Annotated in this window: 23 protein-coding genes; 13 read left to right on the top strand and 10 right to left on the bottom strand. The window is 65.1% G+C overall.

Annotated features, from left to right (window positions below; genetic code table 11):
• Window positions 1–23: 23 nt before the first annotated feature.
• Window positions 24–461 carry a response regulator gene (locus tag H4W01_RS05380; protein WP_029623083.1) on the bottom strand — a complete coding sequence of 146 codons (438 nt, stop codon included), beginning with the start codon at window positions 459–461 and terminating at the stop codon, window positions 24–26.
• A gap of 145 nt (window positions 462–606) precedes the next feature.
• Here H4W01_RS05380 and H4W01_RS05375 point away from each other — a divergent pair, with 145 nt between their 5' ends.
• Both H4W01_RS05375 and rsmD read left to right on the top strand, forming a co-directional pair.
• Complete coding sequence (locus H4W01_RS05375) at window positions 607–1,860, top strand: pseudouridine synthase (protein WP_209610195.1); 1,254 nt, start codon at window positions 607–609, stop codon at window positions 1,858–1,860.
• Window positions 1,860–2,408 carry a 16S rRNA (guanine(966)-N(2))-methyltransferase RsmD gene (gene rsmD, locus H4W01_RS05370; RefSeq protein ID WP_137902616.1) on the top strand — a complete coding sequence of 183 codons (549 nt, stop codon included), beginning with the start codon at window positions 1,860–1,862 and terminating at the stop codon, window positions 2,406–2,408. The genes H4W01_RS05375 and rsmD overlap by 1 nt, the downstream gene beginning before the upstream one ends.
• A gap of 150 nt (window positions 2,409–2,558) precedes the next feature.
• Here rsmD and H4W01_RS05365 read toward each other — a convergent pair whose 3' ends face one another.
• A complete protein-coding gene (locus tag H4W01_RS05365) occupies window positions 2,559–4,196 on the bottom strand; it encodes an inorganic phosphate transporter (protein WP_209610194.1) in 1,638 nt (545 codons plus the stop codon).
• 255 nt (window positions 4,197–4,451) lie between these two features.
• Here H4W01_RS05365 and H4W01_RS05360 point away from each other — a divergent pair, with 255 nt between their 5' ends.
• From H4W01_RS05360 to H4W01_RS05345, 4 genes are all read left to right on the top strand, one after another.
• Window positions 4,452–5,711, top strand: coding sequence for a glycosyltransferase (locus H4W01_RS05360; RefSeq protein WP_209610193.1), 1,260 nt, complete (start codon window positions 4,452–4,454; stop codon window positions 5,709–5,711).
• A 54-nt stretch (window positions 5,712–5,765) separates the two neighbouring features.
• A complete protein-coding gene (locus tag H4W01_RS05355; RefSeq protein WP_209610192.1) occupies window positions 5,766–8,075 on the top strand; it encodes an ATP-dependent helicase in 2,310 nt (769 codons plus the stop codon).
• A 174-nt stretch (window positions 8,076–8,249) separates the two neighbouring features.
• On the top strand, window positions 8,250–8,522 hold the full coding sequence (locus H4W01_RS05350) for a type II toxin-antitoxin system Phd/YefM family antitoxin (RefSeq protein WP_102690386.1): 273 nt from the start codon (window positions 8,250–8,252) through the stop codon (window positions 8,520–8,522).
• Complete coding sequence (locus H4W01_RS05345; protein WP_209610191.1) at window positions 8,519–8,905, top strand: type II toxin-antitoxin system VapC family toxin; 387 nt, start codon at window positions 8,519–8,521, stop codon at window positions 8,903–8,905. Before H4W01_RS05350 ends, H4W01_RS05345 begins: the two co-directional genes overlap by 4 nt.
• On the opposite strand, the gene H4W01_RS05340 is transcribed toward H4W01_RS05345, so the two are convergent.
• The 3 genes from H4W01_RS05340 to H4W01_RS05330 all read right to left on the bottom strand — a co-directional run bounded on the left by H4W01_RS05340 (window position 8,902) and on the right by H4W01_RS05330 (window position 10,911).
• Entirely contained in the window at window positions 8,902–9,984 is a 1,083-nt protein-coding gene (locus tag H4W01_RS05340) for a type I restriction endonuclease (protein WP_209610190.1), read from the bottom strand. The two genes, H4W01_RS05345 and H4W01_RS05340, sit on opposite strands and share 4 nt — an antisense overlap.
• Before the next feature lie 102 nt (window positions 9,985–10,086).
• Window positions 10,087–10,383, bottom strand: coding sequence for a HigA family addiction module antitoxin (locus H4W01_RS05335; RefSeq protein WP_209610189.1), 297 nt, complete (start codon window positions 10,381–10,383; stop codon window positions 10,087–10,089).
• An 18-nt stretch (window positions 10,384–10,401) separates the two neighbouring features.
• Entirely contained in the window at window positions 10,402–10,911 is a 510-nt protein-coding gene (locus H4W01_RS05330) for a DUF2867 domain-containing protein (protein ID WP_209610188.1), read from the bottom strand.
• Between the two features lie 95 nt (window positions 10,912–11,006).
• Between H4W01_RS05330 and H4W01_RS05325 the strand changes: the two genes are divergently transcribed.
• The 4 genes from H4W01_RS05325 to H4W01_RS05310 all read left to right on the top strand — a co-directional run bounded on the left by H4W01_RS05325 (window position 11,007) and on the right by H4W01_RS05310 (window position 13,480).
• A complete protein-coding gene (locus H4W01_RS05325; RefSeq protein ID WP_209610187.1) occupies window positions 11,007–11,528 on the top strand; it encodes a hypothetical protein in 522 nt (173 codons plus the stop codon).
• Between the two features lie 138 nt (window positions 11,529–11,666).
• On the top strand, window positions 11,667–12,017 hold the full coding sequence (locus tag H4W01_RS05320; RefSeq protein WP_209610186.1) for a DUF3147 family protein: 351 nt from the start codon (window positions 11,667–11,669) through the stop codon (window positions 12,015–12,017).
• A 103-nt stretch (window positions 12,018–12,120) separates the two neighbouring features.
• Window positions 12,121–12,357 (top strand): hypothetical protein, encoded by a 237-nt coding sequence (locus H4W01_RS05315; protein WP_209610185.1) that lies wholly within the window; start codon window positions 12,121–12,123, stop codon window positions 12,355–12,357.
• Between the two features lie 151 nt (window positions 12,358–12,508).
• Window positions 12,509–13,480 carry a phosphatase PAP2 family protein gene (locus tag H4W01_RS05310; RefSeq protein ID WP_209610184.1) on the top strand — a complete coding sequence of 324 codons (972 nt, stop codon included), beginning with the start codon at window positions 12,509–12,511 and terminating at the stop codon, window positions 13,478–13,480.
• Here the strand turns inward: H4W01_RS05310 and H4W01_RS05305 are convergent.
• On the bottom strand, window positions 13,477–13,800 hold the full coding sequence (locus tag H4W01_RS05305) for a hypothetical protein (RefSeq protein WP_086010574.1): 324 nt from the start codon (window positions 13,798–13,800) through the stop codon (window positions 13,477–13,479). The two genes, H4W01_RS05310 and H4W01_RS05305, sit on opposite strands and share 4 nt — an antisense overlap.
• Window positions 13,801–13,964: 164 nt before the next feature.
• Here H4W01_RS05305 and H4W01_RS05300 point away from each other — a divergent pair, with 164 nt between their 5' ends.
• Genes H4W01_RS05300 through H4W01_RS05290 form a run of 3 tightly spaced genes read left to right on the top strand, consistent with a single transcriptional unit; the run spans window position 13,965 to window position 16,357 of the window.
• Window positions 13,965–14,351, top strand: a complete 387-nt coding sequence (locus H4W01_RS05300; RefSeq protein ID WP_209610183.1) for a cupin domain-containing protein — start codon at window positions 13,965–13,967, stop codon at window positions 14,349–14,351.
• Between the two features lie 50 nt (window positions 14,352–14,401).
• Window positions 14,402–14,908 carry a pyridoxamine 5'-phosphate oxidase family protein gene (locus tag H4W01_RS05295; protein ID WP_209610182.1) on the top strand — a complete coding sequence of 169 codons (507 nt, stop codon included), beginning with the start codon at window positions 14,402–14,404 and terminating at the stop codon, window positions 14,906–14,908.
• Window positions 14,909–14,962: 54 nt separating this feature from the next.
• Entirely contained in the window at window positions 14,963–16,357 is a 1,395-nt protein-coding gene (locus tag H4W01_RS05290; protein ID WP_209610181.1) for an MFS transporter, read from the top strand.
• Between the two features lie 15 nt (window positions 16,358–16,372).
• Here the strand turns inward: H4W01_RS05290 and H4W01_RS05285 are convergent, their stop codons facing one another.
• From H4W01_RS05285 to eno, 4 genes are all read right to left on the bottom strand, one after another.
• Complete coding sequence (locus tag H4W01_RS05285) at window positions 16,373–18,121, bottom strand: DUF885 domain-containing protein (RefSeq protein WP_209610180.1); 1,749 nt, start codon at window positions 18,119–18,121, stop codon at window positions 16,373–16,375.
• A 176-nt stretch (window positions 18,122–18,297) separates the two neighbouring features.
• Window positions 18,298–18,426, bottom strand: coding sequence for a hypothetical protein (locus tag H4W01_RS22800; RefSeq protein ID WP_281047999.1), 129 nt, complete (start codon window positions 18,424–18,426; stop codon window positions 18,298–18,300).
• Between the two features lie 173 nt (window positions 18,427–18,599).
• On the bottom strand, window positions 18,600–18,887 hold the full coding sequence (locus tag H4W01_RS05280) for an FtsB family cell division protein (RefSeq protein WP_010408205.1): 288 nt from the start codon (window positions 18,885–18,887) through the stop codon (window positions 18,600–18,602).
• 85 nt (window positions 18,888–18,972) lie between these two features.
• Entirely contained in the window at window positions 18,973–20,250 is a 1,278-nt protein-coding gene (gene eno / locus H4W01_RS05275) for a phosphopyruvate hydratase (RefSeq protein WP_010408204.1), read from the bottom strand.
• Between the last annotated feature and the right edge of the window lie 72 nt (window positions 20,251–20,322).

Raw genomic sequence — 20,322 nt, 5'->3', positions numbered from 1 at the left:
AGCCGGGTAAGACCGATGGCGACCTACGCCTCCGCCACACCCGCAAACAAGCTCAGCCCGCCCGGCACGCGCCGCGGTTTCTTGCCGTCGAGCACCGCCTCGATCGCGGCGATCGCCGCGAGCAGATCGCGTTGCGCATAAGGTTTGGACAGGCACCCCGCCGCCACCGCACGCCCGCCCTCGGGGCACGACCCGGTGACGAAAAGCACCGGCACCCCGGCCTGATGTGCTGCGCGGGCGACGTCTATGCCGCTGCCATCGGCCAGGCTGATATCGACCAGCACCAGATCGATCTCGCGCGCATCGGCGATCACGGCGAGCGCATCGCTGACGCGGTCGACGGTCGCGACCATTTCGAATTCGGCCTCGCGCAGGAAATGCTCTGTATCAAACGCGACCAGCGGCTCGTCCTCGACGAGCAGCAATCTGGAGATCCGCCGCTTCTTTCTGGCGAACAGCATCGTTTCCACCACCCACTTCGTGCCCGCGCTCAACAGGCTGCGCGTCCCGCCCTCGTTACGCACCCGTGCCTGAACGCTCGGCTACGAGATAGGACGCAATTTATTTTATACGGGCACTTTCCCACAAATTGTCTATCAGGGCGCTGTGTCAAGACCAGCAACCCCCAAAGATCGCCCCAAAGAGCAACAGCGGATCGCCAAGCTCCTCGCCCGCGCGGGCGTCGCCTCGCGCCGGGAAGTCGAACGCATGATCGCCGAAGGCCGCGTCGCCCTGAACGGTGTCGTGCTCGATACCCCAGCGACCATCCTCACCTCGCTCGCCGGGGTCACCGTAGATGGCGAACCCGTCGAGGCGCCCGCCGCCGCGCGGCTGTTCCTTTATCACAAGCCGCCCGGCCTGCTCGTCACCGAGCGTGATCCGGCCGGCCGCCCGACCATCTATGATCGCCTGCCCGAGGGGCTGCCGCGCCTCGTTCCCGTCGGCCGCCTCGATCTCGCGACCGAGGGGCTGTTGCTGCTCACCACCGATGGCGAACTGAAACGCCAGCTCGAATTGCCCGCCACCGGCGTCGAACGCGCCTACCGCGCCCGCGCTTACGGCCCGATCACGCAGGAACAGCTCGAAGAGCTGATCCACGGCGTCGAAATCGAGGGCGTTCGCTATGGCGCGATCGACGCCAATCTCGAACGCCGCACCGGTGCCAATGTCTGGATCGAACTGATCCTGACCGAGGGCAAGAATCGCGAAGTGCGCCGCGTGCTCGAATATCTCGGGCTCAAGGTCTCGCGCCTGATCCGCACGCGCTACGGCCCGTTCGTGCTGGGCGATCTGCCCGTCGGCGAAATCGGCGAAGTGAAGCAGCATGACGTCGTCGCCTTCCGCAAGGACCCGACGCGCAAGGGCGGCGGCGAAGCGCCCAAGCTGGTGGAAAAGGCCCGCCCCGCCGGGCGCGGTCGCATTAATCCCAACGAATCCACCGCCCCCACTTCGCTGCCCAAGCCGCGCCCGGTGCGGCGCATCACCAAGGCGACCGCCAACCGCGCCGACAAAGAAGCCTTTGCCGAGCCCGCGCGCCAGGCGCAGCCCGGTCGCGATCCGGTGGTGCTGACCAAGGCGACCAAGGTGAAGCGCTTCTACGACGCCAAGCCCAAGGCCGGCACCACCGCGCCCGTCGCCGACACGCGCCCCAAGCGCGTGTTCAACCCCGAACTCGGCCGCAACGTGCGCGCCAAGCCGCCGCGCGACGCCAAGCCGGTCGACCGCGCCGAACGGACCGAGCGCCCGGAACGTGCCGAACGCGCGCCGAACAAATCCACCCCGCGCACGCCGGGCAAGGCCATGGCCCGCCCGTCCAAGCCGCGTACCGTCAAGACCCATAAGAGCCGGACCAGGAAGTAATGCGAATCATCGCTGGAAAGTGGCGCGGTCGTCCGATCGTCGCGCCGAAGGGGGATGCCACCCGTCCCACCGCAGACCGTGTGCGCGAGGCGTTGTTCTCGATGCTCGCCAGCCGCCTCGGCAGTTTCGAGGATCTGGCCGTGGCCGATCTGTTTGCCGGATCGGGCGCGCTGGGGCTGGAGGCGCTGTCACGCGGTGCCGCCTCGTGCATCTTCGTCGAACAGGACAAGGCGGCGCTCGACGCGCTGCGCACCAACATCACCAAGCTCGGCGGTGCCAAGGAAATCGGTGCCGATGTCCGCGCGCAATCGGTGCTGGCGCTGGGCCATGCGGTCGCCCCGCTCGACCTGATCGTGATGGACCCGCCTTATGATAGCGGCGCGGGTGCGGTCGCGCTCGACAAGCTCGCCCGGCTCGGCTGGATCGGGGATGCGACCTGGATCAGCATCGAAACCGCCAAGCCCGAACTGGTCGAAGTGGCGGGCTTCGTCGAAGACGTCAGCCGCGTCCACGGCAAGGCGCGCATCACGCTGCTACGCCGGGGTTAAAGCCCCAATCCCTCTCCCACCAGGAGAGGGAGGGAGGCGCAAAGCGCCAGAAGGGTGAGGGTGACGCGCGCGAAGGCGACCCAGGCCCGATCACCCTCACCCGTCCGAGCTACGCTCGGCCACCCTCTCCCGCTGGGAGAGGGAAGATCCTCAGATCTTGGTCAGTTCCAGGAAGATCCAGTACAGGCTGCCCGACAGCAGCATGGCAGCGGGCAAGGTCATCACCCAGGCCAGCACCATGTTGAAGATGGTGCGGATCTGCAGGCCCGCGCCGCTTGCGACCGAAGCCCCCGCAACACCGCTGGTCAGGATGTGCGTCGTCGATACCGGCACTGCGATACGGTCGGCAAAGGCGATCGTCACCGCAGCGACGATTTCCGCCGCAGCGCCCATGCCATAGGTCAGATGCGTCTTGCCGATCTTCTCCCCCACGGTGATGACGATCCGCCGCCAGCCGACCATCGTGCCCAGCCCCAGCGCCAGCGCGACGATCACCTTGACCCACACCGGAATGTAGCGCGTGCCCTTTTCCAGATTGCTCTGGAATTTGGCGACCGCTGCTTGTTCCGGTTCGGAGAAGCTCGCCTTGATGCCCTTATCGGCCATGGCCAGCCGGGCGCTGTCAAGCAGCAGATACATGTCGTTGCGCAAATTGGGGGTGGCAGCCGCCGGGACCTTGTCGAGCGAGCCATAGCCGCCGATGCGCTGCGCGATATTGCCCGACAGCACGCTGATCGCGGAGAAGACGGTGCGGTCGCTGCGATGGCTCTGCAACGCTTGCGTCAGCGTCGCCCGCGCATCGCCCAACGCGACGGGGGCCGTACCGCTGGCATGGGCCGCGAAGGCCTGGCCGGCCGCCGTCACGCTGGCGACGAAAGCCGGCGTCTCGCTCTGCGGCATGGTGCGGTTGAGCGCATAAGCGGTCGGCGCGCAGCCGATCAGGATCAGCATGATCAGCCCCATGCCTTTCTGCCCGTCATTGCTGCCGTGGAAGAAGCTCACCGCGGTGCAGGTGCCGATCAGCAGCGCGCGGATGCCGCGCGGCGGCGGCGCGTTGCCTTCGGGTTCGCTATAGAGCTTCGGGTTGCGGATCGTCCGCTTCATTATCCACAACAGCACCAGCGCGCCGATGAAGCCCATTAGCGGGCTGAACAGCAGGCCCGAAAAGACCTTGACCGCCTGGCTCCAGTCGACGCCCGAGGTGCCGCCCCGGCCCGCCGACAGCAATTGGTTGGCAAAGCCGACGCCGATGATCGACCCGATCAGCGCGTGGCTGGAGGAATTGGGGATACCGAAATACCAGGTGGCGAGGTTCCAGATCACCGCCGCCAGCAACAGCGCGAAGATCATCGCAAAACCGGCATTGCTGCCGACATGGAGGATCAATTCGACCGGCAACAGCGTTATGATCGAATAGGCCACGGCCCCGCTCGACAGCATGACGCCGAGGAAATTGCAGCAGCCCGACCACACCACCGCCAGCGGTGCCGGCATGGAGTGCGTATAGATGACGGTGGCAACGGCGTTCGCGGTATCGTGGAAGCCGTTGACGAATTCGAAGCCGAGCGCGATCACCAGCGCGAGGCCCAGGAACACGAAGGTGCCGAGCGCGAGGCCCTCACCCACTTCGGCCGTGTCCACGAAAATGCTGTAGGCGGCATAACCGAGCCCGACCGCCAGCAGCGCCAGGAAAATCCAGCGCCCAGCAGGGTGCAGTCGATGATCGAGCCGCGGCCCGTGCGGAGCGTCCGTCGCCGATTCGGGGGACGCTATGAAGGTGGTAGCCATGCCGTTGAAGGCCTTCGCTCGGTTGTGTTACGGGTTGATGACGCGCGGTGCGGTTGGTCGCCCGATACCCGCCTAAAGTATCAAAAGCCAGCCCTCAAAGGCAGGTCCGTGGGGCAGGTCGCCAAGGAACGCAGGGCTGCCGATTGTGAAAAACGGCTGGTGTCGGATGCCGTCATCGGTGAACGATTTGCACAGTGCGGCCCGCTCGCTTATGCAAGCGGCGTGGGCGGAAGGCGAGCTGGAGGGGCTATCATCATGTTTGACGTCGCCTCGACACCGGGGGACATCGGCCAGCGCGCGCAACAGCATCTTGCCCGCGGCTCCAACCGCACGCAGCGCGCTCCATTGCGCGTGCTGACCTTCCTCAACAGCTTTGCCCCCGGTGGGGTCGAACGCATCGCCGCGCGGCTGCATGCCGCCTGGACGATGGCCGGGGTCGATGCGCAGATGGTTGTGGCCGATGCCAGCATCGCGCCGCCGATCGCTTTGCAGGCCTTGTCGCAAGTCCATCACAAGCCGCGCGGGCGCGGGGTCACGCGCTTCGCGGCGTTGCTGCGCGGCATCCCCGCGATCATCGCGCGGCAGCGCCCCGATGTGCTGTTCTGTGCGGGCAATACCTATACCGCGCTGGCGGTGGCGCTGAAGCTGACGCTTGGGCCTGCCTGTCCGCCGATCGTGGTAAAGATCAGCAACGATCTCGTCCGCCCCGACATGCCGCTGCCGCTGCGCTATTTCTATCGCCGCTGGCTGCGCATCCAGGGTCGGCACCTCGACCATTTCGTCGGCATGGCCCCGGCGATGCGCGGTGAAATCGCGCGGCTGGTCGGCGTGCCGCAAAGCCGGATCAGCGTGATCGCCGACCCTGCGCTTGCCGATGCCGACCTCCGCCGCCTCGCCGCAGCACGCGATGCCGTCGTGCGCGCGCGGCCGGGCCGGCATTATGTCGCAGTCGGTCGCCTTGCCCCGCAGAAGAATTTCGCGCTGCTGCTCGAGGCCTTTGCGCGGATCGCCAAGCCCGACGACACCTTGCGCATCCTTGGCGAAGGCCCCGAACGCCGCGCGCTCGAGGCGCAGGCGGCGCGGCTCGGCATTGCCGGGTCGGTCTATATGCCCGGCCATGTCGATCCGCTCGACGCCTGGCTGGCCGAGGCCGACGCCTTTGTGCTGTCTTCGGATTATGAGGGCGTGCCTGCCGTGGTGATCGAGGCGCTGGCGGCGGGGCTGCCGATCATCGCGACCGATTGCTGCTGCAGCATGGCCGATCTGCTTGGCCACGGCACGCTCGGCCAGCTGGTCCCAACCTGCGATGCCGCCGCGCTGGCACAGGCAATGATGACGCTCGCCCCCGATTCGGGCACGACCATTGCCGCACGCCGCACCGCCGCCGCGACCTTCACGATCGAAAGCGCCACCGACAAATATCTGGGGCTGATGCGCACGCTCGCCGCCACCCGCGCCGCCGAGACCGCGCCCGACACGCCGCGCAACGACCCAATCCCAAGCCCGGCGGCCTAGCCCCTCTGCACGACGCGCTTGCCCGACGCCGCCGCGTTCCCTACCTGTTCACCAATGACTCTCCCCGCGCCCTCGCCCCAGGATCCCCCCTATCTGACGGGCCTCAACCCGCAGCAGCGCGAAGCCGTGCTGACCACCGAAGGCCCGGTGCTGGTGCTGGCCGGGGCCGGCACCGGCAAGACCGCCGCGCTCACCGCGCGGCTCGCGCATCTGCTCGCCACCCGCAAAGCCTGGCCGAGCGAGATCCTCAGCGTCACCTTCACCAACAAGGCCGCGCGCGAGATGCGCCACCGCGTCGGGCGGCTGGTCGGCGATGTGGTCGAGGGGATGCCGTGGCTCGGCACCTTCCACGCGATCGGCGCCAAGATGCTGCGCCGCCATGCCGAACTCGTCGGCCTGCACAGCAACTTCACCATCCTCGACACCGACGACCAGTTGCGCCTGTTGAAGCAACTCATCCAGGCCGCCGATCTCGACGAGAAACGCTGGCCCGCGCGCCAACTTGCCGGGCTGATCGACGGCTGGAAGAACAAAGGCCTCACGCCTGCGCAAATCGATGCCGGCGAGAGCGAACTCTACGCCAATGGCCGCGGGCAGGAACTCTACGCCGCCTATCAAACCCGCCTGATCGCGCTCAACGCCTGCGATTTCGGCGATTTGCTGCTGCACATGCTCGTCATCCTGCAGCGCGACCGCGAGGTGCTGGCCGACTATCAGCGCCGCTTCAAATATATCATGGTCGACGAATATCAGGACACCAACAGCGTCCAATATCTGTGGCTGCGCCTGCTCGCACAGGAGCGCAAGAACATCGCCTGTGTCGGCGATGACGACCAGTCGATCTATTCGTGGCGCGGCGCGCAGGTCGAGAATATCCTGAAGTTCGAGAAGGATTTCCCCGGCGCCAAGATCATCCGGCTCGAACAAAACTACCGCTCCACCCCGCATATCCTCGGCGCCGCCTCGGGCGTGATCGCCAACAATAGCGGTCGCCTCGGCAAGCAGCTCTGGACCGAGCTCGACGCGGGCGAGAAGGTCAAGGTCTTGGGCGTATGGGACGGCCCCGAGGAAGCCCGCCGCGTCGGCGAGGAAATCGAAAGCGCGCAAAGGGCGGGCAAGAGCCTCGACGACATCGCCATCCTGGTGCGCGCGCAGCACCAGACGCGCGAGTTTGAAGACCGCTTCATCGCCACCGGCATCCCCTATCGCATCATCGGGGGTTTTCGCTTCTACGAACGCGCCGAAATCCGCGACGCGCTCGCCTATTTGCGCGTGGTGGCGCAGCCCGCCGACGACCTCGCCTTCGATCGCATCGTCAACGTCCCCAAGCGCGGCCTGGGCGACAAAGCCGTCGCCAAGGTCCACCAGCTCGCCCGCGCGCAGCACGTGCCGCTGGTCACCGCCGCCGCGCGGCTGCTCGACACCGATGAACTGACGGGCGCCGCGCGCAAATCGCTCGGCAACCTCGTCATCGACATGGCGCGGTGGCGCGCGCAAATGACCGAGCTGCCGCATGGCGACCTCGCGCGCATCATCCTCGATGAAAGCGGCTATACCGCCGCGCTCCAGGCCGAGAAATCGGTCGAGGCGGCGGGGCGGCTCGAAAACCTCACCGAACTCGTCCGCGCGATGGAGGAATATGAGACGCTGGGCGCGTTCCTCGAACATGTCAGCCTCGTCATGGACAATGAGGCGTCGGCCGAGGACCCCAAGGTCACGATCATGACGATCCACGCCGCCAAGGGGCTGGAATATGACACGGTGTTCCTGGTCGGCTGGGAGGAAGGGCTGTTCCCGTCGCAGCGCGCGCTCGACGAAGGCGGCACCAAGAGCCTGGAGGAGGAACGCCGCCTCGCCTACGTCGCCATCACCCGCGCGCGCCGCCGCGCGATCATCCTCCACGCCGCCAACCGCCGCATTTACGGCCAATGGACCAGCAGCATCCCCAGCCGCTTCGTCGGCGAATTGCCACCCGAACATATCGAGGCGGAATCGAGTCTCGCGGGCGGCGAAAGCCTGTGGCGCGCCAATTGGTCCGAACGCGCCGACCCCTTCGCCAATGTCGCCCGCAGCACCGGCCGCGGCCCCGGCTGGCAACGCGCGGCGGGGATTGGCGGCACCAAGCCCGGCGGCGATTTCACCAGCCGCACCTTCTCGCGCGAACCGTCGCGCGTGCAGGAATCGCGCGCCTCGGCGATCAGCCTCGGCAATAAAGGCCGCTCGGACGTGGCGGTCGGCATGCGCGTGTTCCACCAGAAATTCGGCTACGGCCTGATCGCCGAGATCGAAGGTAATAAGCTGGAGATCGACTTCGAAACCGCCGGGCGCAAGCGGGTGATGGATAGCTTCGTGACGGTGGGTTAATTCTTCTCCCTCTCCCCCTTGGGGGAGTTTCGGGTCGGATCGTCCCCCGGACGATCCTCAACCGTGCGGGGCACGGTTGACCCGAAACTGGTCGGGGAGAGGGGCAGTATCAAGCGCGCCCTTGGCCAAACACGCGAAATGGTCTATCTACTTGGTCCAAGAAGGACCCTCCTTATGCGCATCTCCGTATCCGACGCCAAAGCCCAACTCACCGACCTCGTCCGCCGCGCGGAAGCAGGCGAGGAGATCACGCTCACCCGCCGCGGCCACCCGACCGTCCGGCTGACGCGCGTCACCGACGAAGTCGACATGGCGGCGGTGCGCCAACGGCGTCTCGATGCCATCGATCGCGCCATAGCGGCGGCGCGCGAACGCGGCCCCGATGGCAAGCCCGGCGCCGCCCGCAGCGCGGATTATCTGTACGATGACAACGGCCTGCCTGCATGATCGTCGTCGATACGTCGGCGCTGATGGCGATCCTGCTGGGCGAACCCGAAGCCGCCGCGTGCCGCGCCGTCGTCGCCCGCGCGCTGGACATCCGCATCGCGGCACCGACCCTGACCGAAGCCCTGATCGTCGCGGCCGGTCGCGACTTGCACGGCGAAATGACGCGCTTGATCGACGACCTCGCGCTGACCGTAGAGCCGCTGACGGTAGAGCTCAGCTACACCGCCGTGCGCGCCTATCTCCGCTGGGGTAAACGTCACCATCCCGCCGCCCTCAACATCTGCGACGTCTTCGCTTATGCGCTGGCGACGGCGCATAACTGCCCGATGCTGTTTGTCGGCGATGACTTTGCCCGGACCGATGTGGCGGCGGCGCTATTTTAACCTTCCGGGCCGGTGACTAATTCCTTCAAGCGAGCGACGATTGCATCTTCAAACTTATAAAGGTCCGTAAGCATCGAAACAGGATGGCGTGTTTCGGTTTTTCCCAAGAACGTGCCCAAGTATCGAGTATTCAAGCTGTTAAAATGCAAACGCGCCAATGTTTTTCGATTATTATCGTCCAACAATATTGCGCAATAGCTTTTAGAGTCACGAATAACGACACGCTTCGGATCGACATGGCGAGCAGCGATGGCTTGAACGATCCGGAAGCCGGAAATTTCGTCATCTGTGGTGCTAATGCCGTCTTCAATCTGTGACATATCATCGGACGCCCCTTCCGCTACGGGGTCATCATATGGATTGGCGACATTCAACGCGTTTGTTAGCCGATCATTCACTCGATCACGAATCAATCCCGAAATAGAAGCGATAAGGATTGGTTGAAACTGCTCGCGAACCGCAGCAGTCATTCTGCCACCGGGCAGCACCCGGGCAGCCATCATCTTGACAAACTCGTCCGACGGACTGGCAAATTCTTTCTCGATCTCGATCCGCATTTGCGATTCCAGCTTTAGCCGGCCCGCCTCAGCAACAATGGCATCGATGTTAAACTGATGACGGGTGAAGCGCTCTAGCGTTTGCGGGTCATTCCGTCGGATCGAATCCATCGAAAATATGTAAAATGGCTTGTCGTCCATCTTATTCGGCTGCTCGATATCGGAGTAGAATTTATACTCCACTCCGTTCGTAAGGATGGCAACGCGCGCATCCGTTGTCGAGAAATAGCGATAAAGCTGGCTCGCGTGCTTGAGGTCGAGATCGACCGAAGATGGTTTACACTCGACCAAAATTGACAGACGACCGTCAATGCAAAGTGCGTAATCGACTTTTTCGCCTTTTTTGATGCCAACGTCCGCCGTAAATTCGGGAACCACCTCGCTAGGGTTGAACACATCGTAACCCAAGGCTTGCAGGAACGGCATCACAAGCGCAGTTTTCGCCGCCTCCTCAGTGAGCAAAAGCTCCCGGTGCTGCATCGTGCGCTTCTCAAGTTCTACTAGCTTCGTTGCTAAGTCCATGAAAGTCTCCCCCTTACGGCAACATGCGCGAGAATTTTACGAAGTGAAAGATGCGCAATGCGACATTTGGCGTCAATTAGGCCGTATTTTCAAAAGCGCTAATCAAGCCCCCACCCGCTCCACATCAATCTCCCCCGCCCGCGCCCGCGCCACCGCCAGATCATGCACCGCCTGCATCCGCATCAACGTATCCGCGCTAAGCCCAAACGCCTTTTCAAAGCGGATCGCCATTTCCGCCGACATCCCCGCACGCGCGCCCAGCAAGTTGCTCATCGCCCGCCGCGTCACGCGCAGCTTGGCCGCCGCGTCGGTCACCGACAGGCCATGCGGCTCGATCACCTCCGCGCGCAGCCACGCGCCCGGATGGACCGCGAAACGGGAAGGCAGCTTGATCGCCATTCCCCCCGCCTGCCCAACTCACCCCATCCCCACAACCGCGCGCTCCAAGCTCGTCTGCACGATCGCGCGGTGAAACGGCCCGATGGCGCGCAGGTACATCCGGCCCAGCGCATTGTGGCAATGCACCACGCTCACCAACGCCAGCGTTCGCCCGCCATCGGCGGTCCCCTGCACCAGAATCGCCCCGCGGAAATCGAGGTGGCGGTCGTCCTCGCCCATGATCAGCTCGTGTTCGGTCTGGGAGAGGACCGGGAAGAATCCGATCACCGGCCCCCGCCCCGCTGCCGCCGCGGCGATCTGGCGGGAGGTCTTGACGCCGACCAGCGCCACCGCCGCATCGCGCGTCGCCATTAGCGAGCGCACCCACCACCGCGACAGGCCGCCCAGCACCGCGCGCGCAAGGACGCCGACATCCTCGGGCGCGCCCGGCGGCAGCGCGACCGCATAGGCATCGACCAGATCAGCCCCCTTATAGAGCGGAGCAAGCGCGCTCTCGCGCGGCGGGAGGATGGAGCAGGCACGAGTCATGCCGCCTCATATCACGATCCAACCCCGCCACCCGCAAAATCCCGCCCAGAACCCCCGCTGTCCTACAAACCCGCCGCTATGGCATAGACTCGGCGATGCGCTCCCGTCCTGCCCCACCGTCGGCTCCGCCAGCCCAGCCCGACCCCGCAGCACCCGCTGCGGCGGACCCCGTTGCGCCAGACATCGCCTTCACCCCCGTGCCAAGCGGCTCGACCCGGCATGACGGCTGGACGCCCGAGCGCCAGCGCGTCTTCCTCCAGCAGCTCGCGCGCATCGGCTTGGTGTCGGCGGCGGCGGGCGCGGTCGGGATGTCGGCGAAATCGGCTTACGCGTTGCGCAAGCGCGCCGGTGCGGAGAGCTTCGTGGCAGCGTGGGAGGCGGCGCTCGGCGAAGGGCGAGACCGCGCGCGCGATCTGGCGATCGAACGCGCGCTCACCGGTACCGCGACGCCGATCTTCTATCGCGGGCGGCAAATCGGGGAGCGGCGCGTGTTCGACAATCGGCTGGTGCTCGCCGTGCTGCGCGCGATGCCGCCGGTCGAGCCAGAGGCCATGAGCTTGCACGCCGCGCTGGCAGCGCTGTACGGCACGCCCGGCGATGAGGAGCACGCCCGATGACCGCGCCCCGGCGCGCCGTTCGTCGCCCGTCGCCAACGCTTCGACGGGCTCGCGCGGAGCCGTCGGCTTACCTTCGTTACCTTCGCCCAATGCGCAATGCCGCTGGCCTCCACCCGCGCCCCGCCCCATACAGGCGCCATGCTGTTCCTCGCGCTCAAAGCCCTGATCTCGGGCATCCTGATTGCGATCGCCTCGACGCTGGCCAAGCGCTATCCGGGGTTTGGCGCGCTGGTGGCGTCGCTGCCCTTGGTGTCGGTGCTCGGCATGATCTGGCTGTGGGGCGAGAAACCCGACCCCGCCAATATGGCGGCGCACGTCCAGGCGACCTTCTGGTATGTGCTCCCCTCGCTGCCGATGTTCCTCGTCATCCCCGCCTTGCTGCGCGTCGGGATCGGCTTCTGGCCCGCGCTCGGGCTCGGCTGCGCGCTGACGGTGCTGCTGTATCTCGGCATGGTCGCGCTCGCGCCGCGCCTCGGCATCGCGCTGTAACGCGCCAACCTGTACGCCACACTACAGACCCGTTCAGCAACCATCGCGACAGTAAAGCGTAAGTGTTTCCTCACGCCCGATCGACGGGCCGAAAGGACAGGACATGAAGCTGACCCACCTTATCGCCGCCGGGCTCATGGTTGCCGGGCTTGGTGTTTCCACCGCCGCCTCCGCGCAGGATTATCGCGGCGATCGCCCCCGTTATGACCATCGCTACGATCACCGTGGCGACCGCCGCGACTGGCGCGACCATGGCCGTTATTATAGCGGGGATCGCCACCGCCCGCGCTGCCACACCGAATGGCGTCACCATCGCCGCGTGACGGTCTGCTATCGCTGATTTGGGCAGGAGGAGGGGGTTCGCCCCCTCCTCCACCAAAATGTCATCTGGACGTCATAAAAAGTTCACGGCATGAAGGGTAGCCGTTCGCGGCATCGCATATCCCTTCCCAGTCGGCGATTGCGAACATCGTCTGCTCATCAGGCGCCCCGTGACCCGTCCCACCACCACCTTCTTCACGCTCCCCGCGCCGCTCTATCCCGGCAGCACGGCGCAGCCTGGCCTCATCCCCGGACGCTGGCTCGTGCTCGGGTTCGCGGTCAGTGCTGTGTGCGTCGGGGCGCTGCTGTGGGATGCCGGGATGACGATCAACCCGCGCACGCCCAGCGCGCTGATCTTCGCCGCCTTTGCCGCGCTGGCGCTCGGCTTGCGCTATTCGATGCGCGCGCCCGCCAGCCCGGCGCAGCGCGTCGCGCGCGATCTGTCGGAATCGGTCGGCCTGTTCACCGGGATCGCCTTGCTCGGTGCGGTCGCCACCTATCCGCTTGCCGCCGATACGCGCGGCAGCATCGATCCGCTGCTCCAGCAGATCGACGCCGTGCTCCATTTCGACTGGCTCGCCTGGTATCGCGCGGTCGCCGCGCACCGCACGCTGCAACTGCTGGGGACCGCCGCCTATCAAAGCATCTTCGTCACGCCCGCGCTGATCCTCGGCTATTGCGCCTGGGCCGACAAACGCGCCGAGACGCGCGCCTTCATCGCCAGCTTCTGGGTTGCGGCCGTGCTGTGCCTGCTGCTGTTCCGCTATCTTCCCGCAGTCGGGCCGCTCGCCACGCTGTGGCATGGCCCCGTGCCCTATTTGCCCGAAAGCGCGCTGTACGAGGCCGAACTGATCCCGCAACTGCGCGCGCATACATTGCTGGAGGTCGATCTGGGGGCGCTGCGGGGCCTTGTCTCCGCACCCAGCTTCCACACGGCAAGTGCGGTGCTGTACATCGCGGCCGGCTGGCCGCTGCTGCGGCTGCGCTGGCCGGTGGTGGTGCTGAGCGGGGCAATGCTGCTGGCAACGCCGGTCGAGGGCACGCACTATCTGGCGGATATGCTGATCGGTGCCGCCGTCGCCGGCGTGGCGGTCGTCTGTGTCGCGAGGGTGCGCCGCCGTCTGGCGGCGCGCGGGCGTTAAGCCTCCACCGCCATCAAGGCAGCTTCGGCATATTTCGGATCGTTGGCGGCGAACAATGGGTTGGCATCGAAGTCGCGCTCGGTCAGCCCGACGCCGTTGAGCCCAGCCAGCTTGAACGTCCCAAGCTTCAATTCGCGCGGCGGCTTGCCATCGCGCTCGAGCACGACGCCGTCCACGAACAGATCATCGTGGCGGGTATAGATGATGTGCGGTGCGAGCGTGATATCGGTGCGATTATAGGTCGCGCGCAAGCACCGCTTGCGGACAATAGCTTCGAAGACAGTCGGAACGGGGCCGGTCGGCCCGGATGGATTTTGCACGGCGTGGCCCTGATACTCGGGAGTCTTGATGACACCGCTGTACCGAAAATGGTGCGATGCAGCAAGAACCAACTCCGCCCCGCCCATGGCAGAGAGTGGAGAGCGAGCGCCTCATGTCCAATTCCTATCGCCTCCGGAGGGCGTCTGCCCTAACAGCGGGCGCGATGTCGCATCGCTTGATCACCTCGCTGGATCTGTCCCCCCACCCCGAAGGCGGCTGGTATCGCGAAACGATGCGCCAGCCTTCGCCAGATGGCGGTCGCGGGCTGGCAACGGCCATTCTGTTCCTGCTGGAGGCCGGGCAGCGCTCGCACTGGCATCGTGTCGACGCGACCGAATTGTGGTTGTGGCATGCGGGCGCGCCGCTCACCTTGCTGATCGACCAAAGCGAGCATCTGCTCTCCGGGGAAAGCCCGCAAACCATCGTCCCTGCCCAGGCGTGGCAATCGGCCGAAGCGCGCCTTGGGTGGGCGCTGGTCAGTTGCGTCGTTACGCCTGCCTTTGATTTTGACGGGTTCGAGCTGGCACCGCCCGGCTGGTCCCCGCATTGAGGGAACCGCATCGGCCTCCGCCCGTTCGAAGCGAGCAAGGAGACGATGCCATGTTGACTGACAACACCGCGAACGAAGCGGAAATCGAAGCGAAATTCTGGAAGGCGTTGCGCTCCGACCGGACGATGATGCTCGGCCTCGCCGGCGTCGACGAAGGCCATACGCGCCCGATGACGGGGCAGCTGGACGGCGATGAAGATCGCGGCCCGATCTATTTCTTCACCGCGAAGGACACCGAACTGGTCGCCGACCTGAAGTACGACAGCCGCGCCGTCGCCACCTTCGCTTCCAAGGGCAATGATGTGTTCGCGACGATCCACGGCACCTTGGTCGCCGAGAATGATCGCGCGGTCATCGACCGGCTGTGGAACAGCTTCGTCGCGGCCTGGTATGAAGGCGGCAAGGACGACCCCAAGCTGCAATTGCTGCGACTGGATGCTGAGCGCGCGCAGATCTGGGTCGATGCGTCGAGCATGCTCGCCGGGGTGAAGGTCCTGCTCGGGATCGACCCCAAGCAGGATTACAAGGACAAGGTCGCCGAAGTTTCGCTCGGCTGACTATAAATGGGGAAGGCCGCTTGCACTGTGTGGGCCGAGGATTAGCACGCTCGCATGATGGATGGCCTTCCCCTACCCCGCCGCTACGCGGCCATCGCCGCGCTTTGCCTCGGCACCGCGCTGATCATCATCGACGGTGGCGTCGCCAACATCGCGCTGCCGACGATCGCGCGCGATCTGAGGATCGACCAGTCGTCGGCCGTAACAGTGGTGACCGTCTATCAGTTGATGCTGGTCATGCTGCTGCTGCCCTTTGCCGGGCTGGGGGAGCGCATTGGCCTGAAGCGTATGTACCAGATCGGGCAGATGGTGTTCACCGTCGCCACGCTGCTGTGCTTCTTCGCCAAGAGCCTGCCCTTCCTGCTCATCGTCCGCGCGGCGCAGGCAATGGGCGCGGCCGCGGCGCTCAGCGTGTCCTCCGCGCTGATCCGCTCCACCTACCCCGCCAAGCAGCTCGGCAGCGGGCTTGGCATCAATTCCGCGATCGTCTCGGCGGGGGCCGCGCTCGCACCGTCGCTCGGCGGTTTCATCCTCGGCGTGGCACCATGGCCATGGGTGTTTGCGAGCGCCGTGCCCTTCGCGATCGGATCCCTGATCCTTGGCCGCGCGCTGCCCGATACGCCGCCCGGCAACACCCCATTCGACGTTTTCGGCGGCGTGATGTGCGCGGCGATGTTTGGGCTGATCATCGGTGGTCTTGAAACTGCGGTCCATGGCGATAGCCCGGTCGTCTCCGCAGCGATCGTGCTCAGCGGCATATTGGTCGGCGTGTATTTTGTCCGGCGCGAGGCCAAGGAAACCGATCCGATCCTGCCGATCGACTTGCTGGAGCGGCCGGTGCTGCGGCTGTCGGTGATCGGGGCTTACACCGCCTTCATCGCCTCGATGACGTTGATCATCTCGATGCCCTTCCGCCTGACCAGCGAGTTCGGCTTCACCGCGCCCGAAATGGGGTTGTTGATGGCCCCGTGGCCGCTCACCAACATCATCGTCGCCCCGCTGTCGGGCTGGCTGTCGAGCCGCATTCCGGCGGGCGCGCTCGGCGGGATCGGCATGGCGATCTCGATCGTCGCGTTGCTGCTGATCGCCGACATGCCAGCCCACCCGACGCATTTCGACGTGATCTGGCGGATGGCGCTGTGCGGCGGCGGGTTCGGCACCTTTCTGCCGCCCAATGCCCGTCTCATCATCGGCAGCGCCCCGCGCGAACGGGCGGCCGCCGCCGGTGGCCTGGTCTCGACCACCCGTTTGCTCGGCCAGACCACCGGCGCGACGCTGGTCGCGGCCCTGCTCGCGCTGGGGATCGGTGGGGGAGCCACCCCGCCGCTGGTCGCGGCGGGCCTCGCCTTCGTCGCCGGGCTGTGCAGCCTGGCGCGGCTACGCCCCTCGATCCGCATGCCGCAGACCGAGGAAGCCGCAGACGTTCAGCCGGCGAGCCAAGTGCGCTGAACGCCCGCGCCGCGTTCAGAACACCGCCTTGCCGTCACCACCCAGCATCGCCTTGCGCACCAGCGGGATCGGCGGCCCGCCATAGCGCAGGAACTGGTCGTGGAACGCCTTCCATCCCGCGCGGCCGCCCGAGGGATATTTGTGCGTCGCGGTCCAGTCGGCGCGCAGCTTGCGGATCATCAATTTGCCCATCGTGTAATTGAGATAGGCCGGGTCATAGGTGCCGCGCGCCGACTGCTGCTTGGCATTGCCCTCGTCCTGATAGCATTGCTCGACGAACATCTTGCGGGATTGCTCCTGCGTCATGCCCTGCGTGTGCATCCCGATCGCCGACAGATAGCGGCAATCGCGCAGCAGCGCGTTCGACAATTGCCCGATATGCGTTTCGGCATCGCCCTTATGGAGCCCCGCTTCCCACATCATCTCCTCGGCATAATGCGCCCAGCCCTCGGCAAAGGCGTAGCCGACGAACAGCCGCCCGAAGATCGACGGCGAGGCATTGGCATGGCGGAATTGCAGGAAATGCCCCGGCATCACTTCGTGGACCGAGGTGAACAGCAAATCCATCTTGCCGGGAATGAACCCCTCCTGCTCGGCCTTGCTCCACGCCGGATCGGGCGGGGAGATGTAATAGACCGAGGGGATGCCCTTCTCGAACGGCCCGGGCGGATCGATATAGGCGCTGTTCTGCCGGTTATAGGGCGGGCTCTCCTCAACCAGCGCCTGTTCGTTGTCGGGGATCGTGACGATATCATTGGCCAGCACGAACGCGCGCAATTCGGGGATCTGCTTGCGCGCTTCGGCGACGGGATCGTTATTGGCGGGCTTGTTGTCGTTCATCTTGGCCATGCAGGCCGGGATCGTCGCGCCGGGCGCGAACTGGGCACATGCCTCGGCCAGCGCCTGCTGGTTGCGCAGCAGATCGGCCTTGCCCGCCGCCTCCAGCGTCGCCAGCGGCACATCGACGCCTTCGGTCATCTTGATCATGCGCGAGAAGCGGTCGGCCCCCAGCGCAAAGTCCTGCGTTGCCGATCCGCGCTGGCTCTCCACCCATTTGCCGAGATCGTGCATCGCCTTGGATGCCGCCGCCGCCGCCTTGTCGAATTCCTCCTGCAGCGCCGGGCTCTTCACATCGGCAAACGCCTTCTTCGCGTCCCCGGTGTAATAATCGCCAAAGCCGTTGAACGCCGCCACGCCGAAATTTACGTAGCTGAGCGGCATCGGGGCCTTGAGGTTGGCTTTGATCTGCGCGGTCGCGTCGGGGATTTTGCGCAGGAAGGTGATCATCGCGCGCATCCGCGTCGGCGCATCGGCATAATGGCGCGCGATATAGACATTGGGGTCGAGCCCGGCGTTTACATACCAGGCCGGGTTCTTGTGCGGGAAATCGGCGTCTTCCAGCCAGAACAGTTTGCCCTCGGCCACCGTCACCAGATAATCGCGCTCGAACGCTTCGTCCTGGCTCAGCTTGGCGGTGTTGAACGCCTTGGCCTTGGTGATCGCCTCGCGGAAGAAGTCGCCTTGCCGCTTGAGCCCGCCGGGAGTCCAGTCGCCCAACCCGCCGTCGAAATCATGCCGTCCCTGATATACCGCGTCAGCCGGCGAGATCTTGAACCAATCCTCGATGAAGGTGTCGCGGAAGCTCTTCCAATCGGTCGTGGGCAGCGCGGCAAGTGGGGCCATCGTGCCCTTCATCTCGGCCGATCGCGCGGAGCAGGACATCAGCGCGAGCCCCGCAATGCCCGCCAGTAACACCTTGCGCATGTTGATCCTTTTGATTCGTGTGCGCGCAGAAGCTGACAGCTTGCCGCAGCGCGCGCCAGCCCTTGAAGCGGACGCCACCCAGCGTTTTCGCAGGTATGAGTGGAACAACAAGAGCGGCGCGTGCACGGCACCGCTGTGGCGAAGCCGTCTACCGACATTGCCAGCCCATTTGCAGCTTACAGCAGCAGGCCGATCGACCAGAACGACCCGACAAGCGTCACGATCGCTATCGTTGCCTGAAAGATTCCCCAGGCATCCGAACTGCAAAAACCTGCAGGTGCTTTGATTGCCACGCGAATAGCCATCATCACTCTCCTGACCGGCGACGTTAGGCGTCGCTCGTATCAACAGAGAAGCTGATCCTGATGATCGAGACGGTCAAGCGAAATGCGTCGTCGGTGCGCTCACCCCGACGAAAGGATGAATAGCGGCCGAAGCCGCGCGCAAATGGTACGCGATAAAATGCTCCCGGGCCTGGTCACTTTCCGAGCGGGACGATCATTTCGTCCTGATGCGCGACACCCAGATCCTTGCGCGCCAATTCATCGACCAAATCGGGATCAGCGTGCTTCGGGTCGAGCAGGTCGACCCGATTCTTCAACTCGGACCGGGCCTTGTCGAGCATCGCAAGCTGCTGCTGCTTCACCGCAAGCTGCCGCTCGATGTCGCCATAGGCCAGGGCACCGTTCGGCCCGAAGATCGCATAGCCCCCGAAGAACACGCCGACGATCATCAACGCCGCCGGCGCGATGGCGCGGCGGAGCATGGTGCGGAGGAGAGATGGCTTCTTGATCACGGTCGCGATTCTCGCGCATCGCGACTCGTGGATCAAGCCCGTATTTACTACATTTTTACGCGCGGATGACGGAGCGCCCGGCATATACGCCAGCCCCCTCCAATTCCTCCTCGATGCGGATCAGCTGGTTGTATTTGGCGAGCCGGTCAGAGCGGGCGAGGCTGCCGGTCTTGATCTGTCCGCAATTGGTCGCGACAGCCAGATCGGCGATCGTCGAGTCCTCAGTCTCGCCCGAGCGGTGCGACATCACCGCAGTATAGCCCGCTCGGTTCGCCATCGAAACGGCTTCGAGCGTTTCAGTGAGCGTACCGATCTGGTTCACCTTGACCAGCAGCGAATTGGCATAGCCACCCTCTATGCCGCGCTTCAGGCGCTTGGGATTGGTGACGAAGAGATCGTCGCCAACGAGCTGAACCTTATCGCCAACGAGGTCGGTCAGCGCCTTCCAGCCTTCCCAATCATCCTCGGCCATGCCGTCTTCAATCGAGAAGATCGGATAGCGGCGCGTCAGATCGGCGAGATATTCGGCCATTTCATGGCTCGACAGGCTCTTGCCCTCACCCGAAATCTCATACTTGCCGCTCTTGTAGAATTCGGTCGCGGCGCAATCGAGCGCGAGCATCACGTCGTCACCGGGGGTGTAGCCCGCCGTCTCGATCGAGCGCAGGATGAATTCGATCGCTTCGTTGGTGGACGCAATGTTGGGCGCGAAGCCACCCTCGTCGCCGACCGAGGTCGCCAGGCCCTTTTCGTGCAACGCCTTCTTCAGCGTGTGGAAAATCTCCGACCCGCAGCGCACCGCCTCGATCATCGAGCTGGCACCAACCGGCACGATCATGAATTCCTGAAAGTCGATCGGATTATCGGCATGTTCGCCGCCATTGATGATGTTCATCATCGGCACCGGCAGGACATGCGCCGAGACGCCACCGACATAACGATACAGCGGCAGCGTGCGCGCATCGGCCGCTGCCTTGGCCACCGCGAGGCTGACGCCCAAGATCGCGTTGGCACCCAGGCGGCCCTTATTCTCGGTGCCGTCGAGTTCGATCATCGTATGATCGATCTCGCGCTGGTCCTCGGCTTCGAAGCCGAGCACCGCGTCGGCAATCTCGCCATTCACTGCGGCCACCGCCGCCTCGACGCCCTTGCCGCCCCAGCGGCTCTTGTCGCCATCGCGCTTTTCGACCGCCTCATGCGCGCCGGTCGACGCGCCCGAGGGCACCGCCGCGCGGCCGAAACTGCCGTCTTCGAGCATCACGTCGACCTCAACCGTGGGGTTGCCGCGACTGTCCAGGATCGTGCGGGCGTGAATGTCGATGATTGCGGTCATGGAACGATCCTTCTAACGGGTCTGAGAGGGTTCGCGCGTGCCTCTATCGGCTAAGTCGAAAGCCCGCAATTC

This window comes from Sphingomonas sp. PL20 (genome assembly GCF_017875905.1).
Classification (GTDB): domain Bacteria; phylum Pseudomonadota; class Alphaproteobacteria; order Sphingomonadales; family Sphingomonadaceae; genus Sphingomonas; species Sphingomonas echinoides.
The sequence above is the reverse complement of the archived record's forward strand: the minus strand, read 5'-3'. Positions and strand labels throughout refer to the sequence as shown.